Origin of the sequence: Mucilaginibacter pedocola, assembly GCF_002013915.1 — a bacterium.
Taxonomy (GTDB): Bacteria; Bacteroidota; Bacteroidia; order Sphingobacteriales; family Sphingobacteriaceae; genus Mucilaginibacter; species Mucilaginibacter pedocola.
Window position 1 is genome coordinate 475,741 of record NZ_MBTF01000001.1, and the last position, 14,891, is coordinate 490,631.

General features: G+C 45.3%; 14 protein-coding genes and 1 pseudogene. 5 read left to right on the top strand and 10 right to left on the bottom strand.

The genetic code is table 11. The annotated features are described in order from the left end of the window. Positions 1 to 80: 80 nt before the first annotated feature. On the bottom strand, positions 81 to 1,868 hold the full coding sequence (lepA, locus tag BC343_RS02000) for a translation elongation factor 4 (RefSeq protein ID WP_078346038.1): 1,788 nt from the start codon (positions 1,866 to 1,868) through the stop codon (positions 81 to 83). An 87-nt stretch (positions 1,869 to 1,955) separates the two neighbouring features. On the opposite strand from lepA, the pseudogene BC343_RS31930 reads away from it, so the two are divergent. After that, positions 1,956 to 2,817: pseudogene (locus BC343_RS31930) on the top strand (fructosamine kinase family protein). Positions 2,818 to 2,851: 34 nt separating this feature from the next. On the opposite strand, the gene BC343_RS02015 reads toward BC343_RS31930, so the two are convergent. The 3 genes from BC343_RS02015 to BC343_RS02025 are packed head-to-tail and all read right to left on the bottom strand — an operon-like array spanning position 2,852 to position 4,509. Beyond that, positions 2,852 to 3,442 carry a hypothetical protein gene (locus BC343_RS02015; RefSeq protein WP_078346041.1) on the bottom strand — a complete coding sequence of 197 codons (591 nt, stop codon included), beginning with the start codon at positions 3,440 to 3,442 and terminating at the stop codon, positions 2,852 to 2,854. Continuing rightward, positions 3,429 to 3,929 carry an RNA polymerase sigma factor gene (locus tag BC343_RS02020; protein ID WP_078346042.1) on the bottom strand — a complete coding sequence of 167 codons (501 nt, stop codon included), beginning with the start codon at positions 3,927 to 3,929 and terminating at the stop codon, positions 3,429 to 3,431. Before BC343_RS02020 ends, BC343_RS02015 begins: the two co-directional genes overlap by 14 nt. A gap of 52 nt (positions 3,930 to 3,981) precedes the next feature. Continuing rightward, positions 3,982 to 4,509 carry a hypothetical protein gene (locus BC343_RS02025; protein WP_078346043.1) on the bottom strand — a complete coding sequence of 176 codons (528 nt, stop codon included), beginning with the start codon at positions 4,507 to 4,509 and terminating at the stop codon, positions 3,982 to 3,984. 60 nt (positions 4,510 to 4,569) lie between these two features. Here BC343_RS02025 and BC343_RS02030 point away from each other — a divergent pair, with 60 nt between their 5' ends. The 4 genes from BC343_RS02030 to rpmA all read left to right on the top strand — a co-directional run bounded on the left by BC343_RS02030 (position 4,570) and on the right by rpmA (position 7,531). Beyond that, positions 4,570 to 5,970 carry a dicarboxylate/amino acid:cation symporter gene (locus BC343_RS02030; RefSeq protein WP_078346044.1) on the top strand — a complete coding sequence of 467 codons (1,401 nt, stop codon included), beginning with the start codon at positions 4,570 to 4,572 and terminating at the stop codon, positions 5,968 to 5,970. A gap of 65 nt (positions 5,971 to 6,035) precedes the next feature. Next, entirely contained in the window at positions 6,036 to 6,527 is a 492-nt protein-coding gene (locus BC343_RS02035) for a hypothetical protein (RefSeq protein WP_078346045.1), read from the top strand. A 254-nt stretch (positions 6,528 to 6,781) separates the two neighbouring features. Then, entirely contained in the window at positions 6,782 to 7,090 is a 309-nt protein-coding gene (rplU, locus tag BC343_RS02040; RefSeq protein ID WP_078346046.1) for a 50S ribosomal protein L21, read from the top strand. Positions 7,091 to 7,135: 45 nt separating this feature from the next. Then, on the top strand, positions 7,136 to 7,531 hold the full coding sequence (rpmA, locus tag BC343_RS02045) for a 50S ribosomal protein L27 (RefSeq protein ID WP_078346047.1): 396 nt from the start codon (positions 7,136 to 7,138) through the stop codon (positions 7,529 to 7,531). 134 nt (positions 7,532 to 7,665) lie between these two features. Here the strand turns inward: rpmA and BC343_RS02050 are convergent, their stop codons facing one another. From BC343_RS02050 to BC343_RS02075, 6 genes are all read right to left on the bottom strand, one after another. Further along, the gene (locus BC343_RS02050; RefSeq protein WP_078346048.1) at positions 7,666 to 10,524 is read right to left on the bottom strand and encodes a glycosyl hydrolase; all 2,859 of its coding nucleotides are present in this window, start codon (positions 10,522 to 10,524) and stop codon (positions 7,666 to 7,668) included. Between the two features lie 207 nt (positions 10,525 to 10,731). After that, positions 10,732 to 11,169 (bottom strand): energy transducer TonB, encoded by a 438-nt coding sequence (locus tag BC343_RS02055; protein WP_078346049.1) that lies wholly within the window; start codon positions 11,167 to 11,169, stop codon positions 10,732 to 10,734. A 17-nt stretch (positions 11,170 to 11,186) separates the two neighbouring features. Beyond that, entirely contained in the window at positions 11,187 to 12,785 is a 1,599-nt protein-coding gene (locus tag BC343_RS02060; protein WP_078346050.1) for a M1 family metallopeptidase, read from the bottom strand. A 54-nt stretch (positions 12,786 to 12,839) separates the two neighbouring features. Continuing rightward, positions 12,840 to 13,262, bottom strand: coding sequence for an energy transducer TonB (locus BC343_RS02065; protein WP_078346051.1), 423 nt, complete (start codon positions 13,260 to 13,262; stop codon positions 12,840 to 12,842). 3 nt (positions 13,263 to 13,265) lie between these two features. Continuing rightward, positions 13,266 to 13,685 (bottom strand): energy transducer TonB, encoded by a 420-nt coding sequence (locus BC343_RS02070; protein WP_078346052.1) that lies wholly within the window; start codon positions 13,683 to 13,685, stop codon positions 13,266 to 13,268. A 189-nt stretch (positions 13,686 to 13,874) separates the two neighbouring features. After that, complete coding sequence (locus BC343_RS02075) at positions 13,875 to 14,849, bottom strand: polyprenyl synthetase family protein (protein WP_078346053.1); 975 nt, start codon at positions 14,847 to 14,849, stop codon at positions 13,875 to 13,877. Positions 14,850 to 14,891 lie beyond the last annotated feature (42 nt).

A 14,891-nucleotide genomic window follows, 5' to 3' on the forward strand; every position in this document is an offset into this window, starting at 1 on the left:
CCCCCTAAAGGGGGAACAATAATTTTATAATAAAGCCCTCCATGCTTTTAAAAAGCTCCCCCTTCAGGGGGCTGGGGGGCTTAGTCCAGTTTCAGCACCGCCATAAATGCGCTTTGTGGTATCTCTACGTTACCAACCTGGCGCATGCGTTTTTTACCGGCTTTTTGTTTTTCTAACAGTTTACGTTTACGCGATATATCACCGCCGTAACATTTGGCGGTTACATCCTTACGCATTGCTTTCACGGTTTCGCGGGCGATGATCTTAGCGCCGATAGAGGCCTGTATAATGATCTCGAACTGCTGGCGCGGTAAAAGCTCTTTTAGTTTTTCGCATATTTTCTTGCCAAAATCGTAAGAGTTGCTGCGGTGTATCAATGATGATAAGGCATCCACGGGTTCGCTGTTCAGGCGGATATCCAGTTTCACCAGGTCAGATTGGCGGTAGCCTATCTGGTGGTAATCGAAAGAGGCGTAACCTTTAGAGATGGTTTTCAGTTTATCATAGAAGTCGAATACGATCTCGCCCATCGGCATTTCGAATACCAACTCCACACGATCGGATGTTAGGTAAGATTGGTTTACGATCATACCACGCTTTTGTATACAAAGCGACATTACCGGGCCAACAAAGTCTGATTTAGTAATGATGGTAGCCTTAATAAAAGGCTCTTCCACAAAGTCGATCTTGCTTGGATCGGGCAGGTCTGATGGGTTGTTTACCGCGAAGGCAACGCCCTTGGTATCGTGCGCAATGTACGAAACGTTGGGAACGGTAGTAATAACCGTCATATTGAACTCGCGCTCCAAACGCTCCTGGATGATCTCCATGTGCAACATCCCCAGGAAACCGCATCGGAAGCCGAAGCCTAATGCTGCAGATGATTCCGGTTCGAAAACCAAAGAAGCATCGTTCAACTGCAGTTTCGCCATCGATTCGCGCAGCTCTTCGTAATCTTCGGTATCAACCGGGTAAATACCGGCAAATACCATTGGCTTTACCTCTTCAAAACCTTGTATACCTTCGGCGCAAGGGCGGTCTACCTTGGTAATAGTATCACCCACTTTTACCTCGCGGGCTTCTTTTATACCCGATATGATGTAACCCACGTCGCCGGTTTTTATCACATCCTTAGGTAATTGCTTTAATTTTAGCGTACCTACTTCATCAGCAAGGTATTCTTTTTCAGTCGCAACAAATTTTACTTTATCACCTTTGCGTATCTCGCCGTTGGTTACCTTAAAATAAGCGATGATACCGCGGAAAGAGTTGAATACCGAGTCGAAGATCAAGGCCTGCAGCGGAGCCTCAGGGTCGCCAACAGGGGCGGGTACGCGCTCTACAATGGCGCGTAAAATATCGTGAACGCCCAAGCCGGTTTTGCCGGATGCAGCTAATATCTCTTCGCGTTTGCAACCAATCAGGTCAACTATCTGGTCTTTCACCTCCTCGGGCATAGCGCCGGGCAGGTCCATTTTGTTGAGTACCGGGATAATTTCCAGGTCGTTCTCGAGTGCCAAATAAAGGTTAGATATGGTTTGCGCCTGTATGCCCTGCGCGGCATCTACAATAAGCAGAGCGCCTTCGCAAGCAGCAATAGAGCGCGAAACTTCGTAAGAAAAGTCTACGTGCCCGGGAGTGTCTATCAGGTTCAGGACGTATTTTTGACCGTCCAGTTCATAATCCATCTGTATAGCGTGGCTCTTGATGGTGATACCGCGCTCGCGCTCAAGGTCCATATCGTCAAGCAATTGCGCTTGCGATTCGCGCTGGGTGATGGTGTTGGTGTACTCTAACAACCTATCGGCAAGGGTACTTTTGCCGTGGTCGATATGTGCTATGATACAAAAATTACGTATGTGCTTCATTCAACCGCAAAAATAACTTTTTAAGCGGATAAATTGGCATGGTTTGATTGATTTGCTAACTTACTGAAAGCTAACTCATAATACCTGATGATAGATAAAGCTGTTACCGCCGCGGTAGAAGATATATTATTCGAAAAAATAATAAAGGCACAATCCGTCTCCGGCGGCGATATTAACGAAGCTTATTGTTTGCAAACTTCTGATAATAAATACTTCATCAAAGTAAATTCTGCGAAGCGCTTCCCCAATATGTTCGAACGGGAAGCAGAAGGCTTAAAGCGCATTGCCCAAACGGCGGCTATTAATGTACCGCTGGGAATTGCCTGCGGAGAAGCAGATGGCTACAGTTATTTTTTGATGGAATGGGTTAATGCCGCCAGGCCCGATGATAAAAGCTTTGCAAGTTTGGGAGAGGGGCTGGCAAGTTTACACCGCGCCACTTCTGAATTATTTGGATTTGATACGGATAACTATCGGCTCCCTGCATCAAAGCAATAGGCAACACAAAAGCTGGGCAGATTTTTACGCGGAAGAACGCTTGCAGCCTTTAGTGAAGATGGCCGTCGATAGCAGAGAGCTTGGCAAAAGCGATATACAGCAGTTCGATAAACTCTACGCAAAATTGCCGGAGCTATTCGATCTCGAACCACCAGCACTCATCCATGGCGACCTTTGGAGCGGTAATTTCCTAATTGATATAAAAGGCATACCCTTCTTAATTGATCCGGCAGTTTACCTCGGCCACCGCGAAATGGACCTGGCCTTGACTACTCTCTTCGGTGGTTTTGGCGCAACGTTTTACGAGGCTTACCAGCAACACTACCCGCTAAGCCCCGGCTTTCAGCAACGCATAAAACTGTGGTGCCTGTATCCGTTATTGGTGCATGTTAACCTGTTCGGCGGCGGGTATTCCAACCAGTTGCGTAGTCATTTAAATGCTTACCTGTGATTTTTTACTGAACCGAAATCGGTTTAGCATTAAATTAATCAAACTGGTTTTGTAACCTCACCAACCTGTCTATCATCAGGCTCAGTTTCTCTTGCTCACTGGCAAATATGCGGTTCTTTAAATAAAAGGTACAGAACAATAGCCATGCAGCGGTAAGCCCATATGCCAGGCATTTAAATGTAGCCGATGCGCTCTGCAACACTTCATAAAAATATAAGGCCAAACCTGTGCTCAACAGCAATACATACAGGTAGTACAACCAACCATAAATAGTAGCACGGCTGCGCTGGTATTCTTTAAGGCTTTCCAGATACAAGGTTGGGTTTATGGTAAGGTCCTGCTTATTAATAAGGCGGTAATCACGCATCATCATCAGCACATAAATTATCATGGTTGATAGGATGATAATGATACCCGCATATGTCACCCACGATTGAAATACGAAGAACAGGGTTACCAGGCCTACGCCAATAAGCGCCACAAGCATACCCGTTATACTCCAAAACAGGTTAGTAGTGAGGCTTCGCATCCCTTTCTTTATCTGTTTCAGCACCTCGTCTACCGCAGCCGGTTCCAGTTTTGGCTGTTTTTGCCAAACCATCATTAAATGATCAAAGTCTTTCATAATGGTTATATAGTTCTGTTAGTTTTTGTTTAATACGGTGTATCTTCACTCTCAAATTTCCTTCCGATATACCCGAAACATCTGCAATTTCCGGGTAGGGTACTTCGTCGAGCACCAGGGTTATTATAATTCTTTCCGATTCTTCCAGCTTCGATATACATTTATAAAGCAAAGCCACCTGTTCGTTCTTTTCAGAGAACTCCTCGCGTTTGGTTTCGGCAATTGCCGGGGTCAACTCATCTTTCGCCTGCCTTTTTTCCGATCGCAGGTACGTTAAACACGTATTTACCGCTATACGGTATATCCAGGTAGATATCAGTGCCTGGTTGCGGAACTTGTGCAGGTTTTGCCAAACCTTTAAAAAGGTTTCCTGCAAAAGGTCGTTAGCGGCATCATCGTCGCCGGTGTAACCGTAGCACAAATGGAAAATTTTCTTCGAATTGGCTTCGTATACCTTCCGGAAAGCTTCTTCTTTATTGTCGGCCACCTGTTAATAGTTTAGTAGATTTTACGTGTTTGACGAAAGTACACACTCATTGTTACAACATGTAACTTTTTTTATCGAACCATGGCAATTTACCCGCTGCTGTTTCTAAAACCGCCTCGTATTCCTGCCCGTAGTCGAACTGCAGGTCTTCGTGTAGTTTGACTATGGCCGTCTTAATTTTATCCAGCTGCCGTGTTAGTATCAGCCTGATGGGTTTATGCGATGCCTGGCGCACAACGTACTGTAAATAGTTTTGGCAAAAGCTGAGCAACAGTTCAATTTCGGCAGGTTTGCTGCCGATAAATTTGGTGTATTTACTAAGTAGTTTTAAAATTTTGCGTAATGCCTTTGCCGCAAAATAGGGCTGTACCGGCAACTGGCTAAACATAAAACCGGCTTCGGCTTTTATGCTTTCTATAAACTCCTGTTCGTTATTGGCATCAAAAAGCAGGTAGCCAAGCAAGTCCTTGTTTTCTTTTTTGTAGCGGATAAGGCGCAGGGTTAATTCGGCAAGCTGCTCGGCCGGCAGGTGCTGTAATTCTTTTTTTATTTGTTGTAAGCTGTAGGTAGCTATGCTCATATTTAAAATTGGGCAAACGGGGGTAAATTTCGTAGTTTAGCGGCAACTGATCTTACTCAAATGCCAAAAAACAAACTTACGCTATATATTTTTTTAGCGCTTGTGCTGGGTGTAATTGCCGGCTATATTTATAATGCCACGGTTATTAACGCCATTAATACCAAAATGAGCGCAGCCGAAGCGCAAATAAAAACTATCGACCAGCAAATCCTCACTATAAAAGATACCACCACAGCTGATTATAAAGCGCTAAAAACACAACGCACAGAGCAGGTAAAAGTTCGCAAAGAGAGCGATTCGGCACGCGAAGATAAATTGGTTGGCTTTACTGTGCTGAGCGATATATTCCTGAGGCTTATCAAAATGATAGTAGCTCCGCTTGTATTCAGTACATTAGTGGTGGGTGTTGCCAAGGTGGGCGATATTAAATCTGTCGGCCGAATAGGAGGGAAGACCCTGCTTTGGTTCTTGAGTGCTACGCTTGTATCGCTATTGCTGGGTATGGTACTGGTAAACTTTTTCCGCCCCGGCGAAACTATGCATTTACCCTTGCCGGATAGCCATTTGAGTACAGGCATCCAAAAAACGGCCCTTTCCTTGCGCGATTTTATTGGCCACGTGTTCCCGAAGAGTTTTATAGAGGCTATGGCCAATAACGAGATATTGCAGATCGTGGTGTTCTCGTTGTTCTTCGGCGTGGCTACTGCTGCCATAGGCGAGCAAGGTTACATTGTGATAAAAGCCCTTGATGCGGTAGCGCATGTTATATTAAAGATAACCGGTTACGTAATGCAACTGGCGCCATTGGCAGTGTTTGGCGCTATTACGGCTATTATAGCTAAACAGGGCTTAGGCATACTTTCTACTTATGCCATATTTATAGGCGAGTTTTATTTTTCATTACTGATACTGTGGCTGGTAATTGTGCTGGCGGGTTTTGCCGTTTTGCAGAAGAAGGCCTTCAATTTGGTTAGCCGTATAAAAGATGCTATGCTGATTGCCTTCAGTACATCTACCAGCGAAGCGGCTTACCCTAAAGTACTGCTTGAACTGGAGCGCTTTGGCTGTAACAACAAGATCGTAAGCTTTGTGCTTCCGCTGGGCTACTCTTTCAACCTCGATGGCTCGATGATGTACATGACCTTCGCTTCGCTTTTCCTGGCGCAGTCATACGGTATACACCTAAGCTTTAGCCAACAACTTTCTATGCTTTTGGTACTGATGCTTACCAGTAAAGGTATTGCCGGCGTGCCGCGTGCATCGTTGGTAGTTATTGCGGGCACCATATCGTTATTTAATATTCCCGAAGCCGGGCTGGCGCTATTGATAGGTATCGATCCATTATTGGATATGGGCCGCTCGGCAACTAACGTATTAGGCAATGCTATGGCAACTGCGGTAGTAAGCAAATGGGAAAGTGAACTAAAGGGTGCGCCAATTGATGACGACCTAAAAGATTAAACTTCTGTGTTAATCATTTAAAATTAAATATCCACTTTTGCGCCTTTAACAAATACTAAGTACTGATGTCTTCTGTTCGTTCTAAAAAGCTTTTCTTTATCTTCAGCGTTGCTATTCCTTTTTTGCTTTACTGTTTTTACTATTATGGTATGATGGTGAAGAACGCTCCGTATAAGTTTTCTGAATTTAATTACGTTTCTTTAGAGTTTGGCTACCGCGATAGCCTGTTGAATAAATATAACTCGCAAACCGGCGAATACCAATACGTTAACAAGAAAGACTCGGTAATAAAAATGCATATGCGTTTAAACGAAGCCGACTTGTTGTACCTGCACCGCAAAGCCGCCGACCTGGGTTTTTGGGATTTCCCCACTAACGAACTGGGCAGCGACAGTGCCAAGCATGTTGCACGCTACATTATTACCTTTAGCTATAAACGCAAAACCAAGAAAGTAACTTTTGATGCTAATTACGATGGCCCCGAAAAATTGGTTGATGCCAACGAACGCCTGATAAAAGAAATTCAGAAGAAGCTGGACGAAGCGGAGAAGAGGTAATAAATACGAATTGAGTGAACACTAATTTCACCGAATTAAGCTAATTTCACGAATCTTAGCTTCTGCTTTGCTTGCTAATACTTGCTATAAATTAGCCAAAATGATTTGTGAAATTCGCCTCTTTCGTATAATTCGCGTTCACTCAACAAAAGTATAGGCTTGGTATTCAAATAATATTCCTTCGCATTAATTGCTTTTGAAAAATATTAACTCTATATTTGCACCTCAAAATTTAAAACAATAATTAATCAACAATGTACGCAATAGTAAGTATAGCCGGGCAACAGTTTAAAGTTGCGAAAGACCAGCAGCTCTTTGTACACCGCTTACAGGGAGATGAAGGCGCTAATATTGAATTTGACAATGTGTTGTTAGCAGAGAACGAAGGTAGCTTTAAACTGGGTGCAGACCTGGCTGGCGCTAAAGTATCGGCTAAGATCGTGTCTCATTTAAAAGGTGATAAAGTAATCGTTTTCAAAAAGAAAAGAAGAAAAGGTTACAAAAAGAAAAATGGCCACCGCCAGCAATTTACCAAGATAGAGATCACCGGTATCACATTATAATTAAATTTTAACCGGGGTTTTATATCCCATAAAAAGAATTAAGAAATGGCACATAAAAAAGGGGCCGGTAGTTCAAGAAACGGCCGCGAATCACATAGCAAACGTTTAGGTATCAAAATTTTCGGTGGCCAGCCTGCAATTGCCGGTAACATCATCGTTCGTCAGCGTGGTACTCAACACAACCCTGGTTTAAACGTAGGTATTGGTAAAGACCATACTTTGTTTGCTTTGGTTGCCGGTAACGTAGTATTCAAAAAGAAAGCTGATAACCGCTCATACGTTTCGGTTATTCCTTTCGAAGCTGCACCTGTAGCTGAAGACTTAGCGCCTAAAGCAGCTGTTGCTGTTGAAGCTAAAGCCGAAGAAGCACCTAAAGCTGCAAAAGCACCAAAAGCTAAAAAAGAAGCTGCTGCTGATGCTGAAGAAGTAGCTGCTGAGTAATTCTCAATAGAGCTTTACAATATAGAAAGCCCTGTATCGAAATGATACGGGGCTTTTTTGTTTTGGATAACGTCGCGATTATTGATAAAGCTTGCCTGCCCGGCGCTGTATGGCCGGGACAGGGCGGCATATCCTTAATGATAAAGCCTTACCGGCCCCAATAACCCCGAGGGCAATATGGGGGTTTCAACATTGAGCATATCAAACCGGAAACTCTCATGGGTTTTAGTAAGGCGTTGCGAAACAGGCAGGCTAAGATCGTGTACCACACGGTTTGCCCACAGGTTAGTAACGGCTATTTCCAGCTTATTATCGCCAATCTTTAGCGCATCGCTTATTTCTATGCGCCATGGAGCGCACCATAGCACACCTAATTTTTTACCGTTCAGCTTAATCTCGGCTACGTTTTTGACATCGCCAAGGTCGAGGTAGAGGCGTTCTTTTTTTGCCACGCGGAAGGTTTTGTGATAGACCGCTGTACCCGAGTAATATTTTATACCTTCTTCTTTGTGTTCGGTCCAGCTATTCAGCGCTTTGAAGCTGGTACTTGCGGGGCCACCCCACTCAGGATCAAATGATATGAGCCATGGGCCGGCCAGTTCTGCTGTTTGGGTTAATTGCGGGAAATTGGTTGTTGCGCGGGATTTTCCTTCGGGAGCAGGTTTTCTGAAGATGATGAAGTACGAGCCGAACGGCGAAAACTCCAGCGGTACTTTTACCGAACCTTTGCTTACCTCATAAGCCTTGGCATCGACGATCTTACCGGTGTTTGCATCCCATATCTCTGGTTGTTTGCCCGCTACGCGGAATGTAAATTCGCTTGCCTGCTCCTTTTCTGTACGGTTTATCACAAAATAAATATCAGTGTCGGCAGTGCGGCGATGGATGTAGTCGAATCTCTCCGGGTCTTCATTTTGAGCCGCGAAAGTAAAGCCAGGGATGGTGCCGATTTGGGCCAATACCTTTCTGGCTGTTTTTCCCCAAATAAGCTTGCCTTTACCCAATTTACGTTCGGTACGGTTCGTGCCGTCTAAATCGCCCCATAACTCTGCGGCTATCTTTCTCACTTCAGCATCCTGTGCAGGGTAATTATCCAATAGGCCTGCATTCTCGGGGGGCGCACCTATCACGGTAGCACCCGCATAGATCATCTCTTTTAATTTTTTGATAACCGGTAGCGACATGGATTTTGAAGCCTCAGTCGGCACCGTTAATTGCTGGTAAGATCCTAGTGCCTTTGCTATATCCGGCACAGGCGATACACAGTTTTGTAATACCAATAAGCGGTAGCTCATGCCATCAGGCAACATAATGCGCCCGTTTTTAACGCTCATGCGGTTGAGTAAAACATCGGGGTTGGCGTAATCGCAATCGTAACCAGGGCCAAGGGTGGGGATGTTATATTTGGGCGGAGCCAGTAGCGGCGGCCTTTCGCCAAGGTAAAAACAAACATCGGCAACAAATTTGCCCTGCTGCAGCATATACTGGCAACGGTTGAGGTAATTAAAAAATGCGGGGGATTGTTCCCACCAGGTAATGTTTGGCGTAAAATGCGTACCCGCGCAATATTCATAGCCCGGCTTGCCATCTGATGGGGGCTGGCTGGTAGCCGAGTGCAGCATTAAGCGGTTTATACCCTCGCAGAAAGCATCGTTCGCGTAAGGTTTCAGGTCAGATGGCCCCAGCGTCCAGTGTGTAGCATCATGTTCCTGTTCGGTAAAGGCCTCGGCTTCTGCTTCAACTTTACCGTAAACATGCGCAGCGGTGGCAGTTTGTTTGAGGTTAAGGCGCGACATGCGGTTTTTATTATACCCGCCCGGCGCGTTACGGTGCCCGTTAACCCAAAACTCGCCGGCAATAATATCGGCTGTGCTGAAGTTTTTTAATACGTCCATGGGCGGGATGTCATTAGGGCCACCGGCTTCGGTACCCACGCGCATGCCATTTTTGTGGCAAAGTTCTGCAAAATGTCCGTAGCAGTTTTCGGCAATGAGGTCTTGAATGGTGCGGTCGAAATCCTCTTTAAATCTTTGAGAAACGTCTTTAGTTTGTACAGTGTAACCCGCCAATGCCGGGAAAAAGGGGAGGACATCATACCCGCGCAGTTTGCGGAACTGCTGGGCCATATCCTGAGTCCAGGTTAGTTTGCCGCATTCCCAGCTATCGCACCATAAGTAATCTATATGCGCCCCGGCCTTTTTAGCTTCGGCGATTACCGTTTTGCCCAGGTGATCAAAGTAATTATCCAGCGCACGCTTGCTTAGATAGTCTATTTCATAACCTTCGCCGCCTTTAAAAGTATCGCCTTCCGGGTATGCTTTCCACTTACTCCAGGGATGGCCCGTTAGCGTATAACCACTACGCATGATCACCCATTTACCTGCGGGCACATCCCAGTTAAGGGTGCCATCGTGGCTAAGCTTACTGCTAATATCGGTTAATGTGCCCGGTATAACTGTGCTATCTGCCGATAACTGAAAGGCCTGCACAATAATATCGTGGTAATAGCCTTCCACTGTTTCTGGGACAGGAAGTTTCGAGGAGGATTTTTTACCTCCATCGACGGTTAATTTCGACCATACAACCTTTTTCATGGCATCATCTTGTGTTACCGATGGGCCCATCAGCGTCCAGCCGCCTGCGAGATTAAAGCCAAATTCGATGTGCAAGCGGTTGGCTTCCTTCACGGCAAAACGGAACAGTTCGCGCCATTCTTTGCTTAAGAAATCCACTCCGGGAAGCGGCTCTTTCCCGGCATAGCCACCGTTGCAGATCATGTTTACGCCGCTGATACCCTTGGCTTTAAATTCGCGCAAATCGCGGGCGATGCTCTCTTTTGTAACGCGGTTGTATATCCAAAACCAATAAACCCTTGATTGGGTCTGTGGAGGCGGGGCATTAAAAAGCGCTCTTGATTGGGCTGATGCCGCAATGGGATTTAACAGAAAGGGTAATAAGATGCAAAGGAGGGCGAGAAGTTTACGTAAGCTCATGCGGGCGGTGTGATAGAACGCCCTAATATCGAAAGCATGCGGACAGGAACCATCCTGTACTGTCGGGGGTACGGAGAACTGTTTGCCTCGCTGAACTTAGTAATAGTACAAGAGGGGCTTTTGCCTATCTTGTGCTATACTTATGACGATAATATTTAGTAAATAGCGCTATGCTATAATATGGTGCTGTTTAAAACGAGCGGCCGATTATTTTGCACTGAAATTTATAGGCACGTTATACATTACCCTAACAGGTTTGTCGTTTTGAATAGCTGGCAACCATTTCGGAGAGGCTTTCACCACTCTCATGGCTTCTTCATCCAATTCTTTATCAACGCTTCTCAAAACCTTTACTTCAGCAACGCTTCCATCGGTCTCTACAATCATGGTTAATATTACGGTACCGCCTATTTTATTTTTGGCGGCATTTTTAGGATATTTAATGTTTGCTGCCAGGTATTGGCCAAACGCAGCATTGCCTCCGGGAAACTGCGGGTTGCGCTGCACAGCGGTAAAAACTTCGCCGCGTTGTGCTGCTTTTAACAAAGAATCGGGATGTAATTCTCTACCTGCGGGTGCCGGGCTTGTTTGGGCAAAACCTGTATAATTCATCAAAATAAAAGCAATAGATACTATAAGTTTCATAACGCGAATATGTGGTTTTATTCGTATATCACGCGCTTCAAATACCACCCGTCCGCATCAACCACCGGCATAGTTTTGCTGGTAATAGTAACTCCTTTGCTATCAACAACAAGGCGTTTAGTGCCTGCATCGGTGGTTACATCCAGCGGTAGCGGCATATCCATATTGTTCAGCTTTACCAGGTATTTATTGTCGCCACGTGTGGGGATAACGCTTATCTCCAGTTTGTTTACTGTAAGCAGGTACATATCGAACAACGGCTTCAGGCTTTTGCCGTAAGCTTTGCTGAAATATTGTTCTACGCCCTCGCTGTTGTTCAGGTTATCGTAGGTGTGCTCCGGCGATGTGGCAAAACCTTTCAGCGTGGCAAAGAAAAGGCTGTCGCCCATTACATAGTGCAACGTGTGCATAAAAAAGCCGCCTTTGCCGTATATGTCGCCATTGTAGGCGCTTTCCTCGTCGATATCTTTACCCAGCACCAACGGCAGTTTGTTTTGGAAGCCTTTTGCCGACTTTTTGAAATTATCTATATACGCCTGCCTGCCCGCAAATTCGAGCGTGAATAATGCATCTGAATAAGTATCGATACCCTCATGTATCCAGTAGTCGGCCCAGTCTATAGCCGTTACTTTATTGCCCCACCATTCGTGGCCGAACTCGTGGTGCAGCAGCCAGTCGTAATCCTGCGAGCCAACTTTAACGTATTTGAATTTATTGCCATAGGCTACCATGCTTTGGTGCTCCATACCCAGGTGCGGTGTTTCTACCAAACCTACTTTCTCTTTAGCCCATGGGTACTCACCAAAGTATTTTTCCTTTTCGTGGATGGTAACCTCGAAAATATCCATCAGCTTATCGGCCTTGTCGGCATGCTCGTTCAATACATAGAACCAGATAGGCACCGTATTGCCTGCAACACTTTTATAGCTGCGTTTTACCAATTTGTAATCGCCCACATTGAACAGGATGCTGTAGTTGTTGATAGTGTATTTGGTGCGCCAATGGAAAGTGCTCTTATTGCCTTTGTCCGACTGCTTAACCAATAAGCCCGGTCCGGCAACTACCAAACCTTTGGGTACAGTGATGATGAGGTCGGCACCTTCGTTAGGTTCATCGGATGGATGGTCTTTACAAGGGTAATATATTTTACCACCGGTACCTTCGGCAGTAACTGACAACCATGGGTGGCCGGTACTATCGCGGGTGAACGTAAACCCGTCGTCCCATGGCGGGCGAACGGCGATGTGAGGTTTGCCACCATAAACCACTTTTACGCTGGCCTTACCTGCGGGCAGCTCTTTCACCGTGTTTATGGTGATCATGTTGTTTTTATAAGTAAACGGCTCTTTTTTACCGTTCACTAAAACGTTGCTCACGTTCAGCGAATCAAGCAAGTCGAACAACAACACATGCGTTGGTTTGGCCGTGATGATATCTATGGTAGCATAACCATCAATGGTTTTCTGCTCCATGTTTACATCAAGCGCAATGGTGTAGTGCCTTACATCCATATTGGCTTGTTCGGGTTTGAGCTTGCCACCCGATGTGGTTTTTGTTTGGGCAGAGGCAGTGATAGCAACGGCCGTTAGAAATATGAGGGAGTATATCTTTTTCATTGGCTTGAATATAGCGAGGAGCGGGGGGATAGGCAAGTAAAAATTTTGTGTCAGTTAGTCATCGTATTTACTTGCCCAATGGAAGTGAATTGGAACTGAATATTCGCATCTAACGTAATATCCTTCATGTATAGCCGGTTGCTGCCACTTAGGTGCTGCTTTAAGCATATCTACGAATGCTTTCTCAAATCGGGTATTTTTAGGCCGAAGCACTTTTATATGCGAAACTGAGCCATCTTTTTCCACTATAAAGCTGGCGATAACACGCCACTGCAGTTCTTCTGTAGTATCTGGTTGGAAGTTAAGGTTCTTAACTATATACTTATTAAAGGCGTTCTCATCTATGCCAAACTGCGGCTGCTGGTCTACCGCCGAATATACCGTAGTGTCCTTAGGATTGATTTTAGGCAACTTTTGCTGTGCAGTGGCGAAATAGCCAAAACAAATTAATCCAACGAGAATAATTACTCTTTGCATTGTTTATTCCTCAACGTGAAATCTTATTGGAACAGTAGATCTGGATGCCACAGGCTTCCCGTTTAATTTTGCCGGTATCCAACGGGGTGATAATTTCATCACCCGCAACGCTTCCGCAGCAAATTCGGGATTTACTTCCCTATAAATTTTATAATCTGTCAATCGCCCGTTCTTCTGCACGACAAATCCTAAGATAACTGTGCCCTCACTTTCCATTTGTATTTCCGGCCAGCGTAAATTCTTTCCAATGAATTTTCTAAAAGCGGTATCGCCTCCCGGGAACTTGGGTTGGTTTTCTGCAACACTTAAAAATTGCGCCTTACCTGTGGTTACTATTTCTTGATTTGGTTTTGTTTGAGCGAATGCCGACCCGAAAATTAGGCTAAAATAAAAGGTTAATATATTAAGGATTAGGCGCTTCATAGTCTAAAGGTAAAATATATTTTCCCTTAAATCAATGATGTCGCTTTTTAATGTTTAATGGCAGAGCTGTAATGCTTAACTACAAGGTTGCCGCGCTATCGCTCATGAGTATTGGCAAAAAAAGCACTGCAGGCTCGATAATTCAAACTTTAGACTTACAACTCCAGACTTAAGACTTACAACTTCCCCCTAATATTCCCTCACCAGCAATCCATCAGCAAAATCGCGGAGGTATTGTTTACTGTCTTCGGGCAAGTTTATCTTTTCAAGCGCAGCGAAGGCTTTCTCGGCGTAGGTTTGCATTTCGGCTTCAGCGTAGGTGCGTACATCGGCACTGTTGTAAATTTGGGTTACAGCAGTTACTTTTTCGGCAGCGTCGAACTGTGTTTTACTTAGCCATCCCGCCAGTTCTTCGGCATTGGTGCCGGTGGCTAATTGCTGTGCTTTTAGCAGCAGGTAGGTTTTTTTATTCGAAATAATATCGCCGCCAACTTGTTTGCCAAATTTAAGCGGATCGCCGTATACGTCTAAAATATCATCCTGCAGTTGGAAGGCTATGCCCAGATTCACGCCAAAATCTGATAACAGATCGGCATCAGTTTCGCTGGCTTCGCCTATTAACGCACCAATTTTTAGTGCTCCACCCAATACCACAGCGGTTTTCAGGCGTATCATGTTAATGTAGTCGGCAATGTTGATATCGGTACTCGTCTCGAAGGTCATGTCCAGTTGTTGGCCTTCGCATACGCCAACTGCGGTTTCGTTAAAAATATCCAGCACGCGGCGTAGTATGTTATCGCGCACCTGCATCATCAGCTTGTAGCCTTCTATTAGCATTACATCGCCGCTTAGGATAGCCACATTTTGGTTCCATTTTTCGTGCACGGTGGCGCGGCCGCGGCGTAGGGGGGCCACGTCCATAATATCATCGTGCATCAGCGTAAAGTTGTGGAACACCTCAATGGCCAGCGCAGGGGGCAGGGCAGCTTCCACATCGCCACCGAAGAGGTCGCAGGCCATCAATAGCAGAGCAGGCCGCATGCGTTTACCGCCTATAGATAAAATGTAAGTGATAGGCTCGTATAATTCGGCCGGGTAAAGCGGGAATTTCAGCTGTTCTACCGAGGTAGCAATAAGCGCTTGCAGGTCTTCGAGTTTTCTCATGGGGTGGTTATTGGAGAGTGGTTGATTAAGAGAAATGGTTAA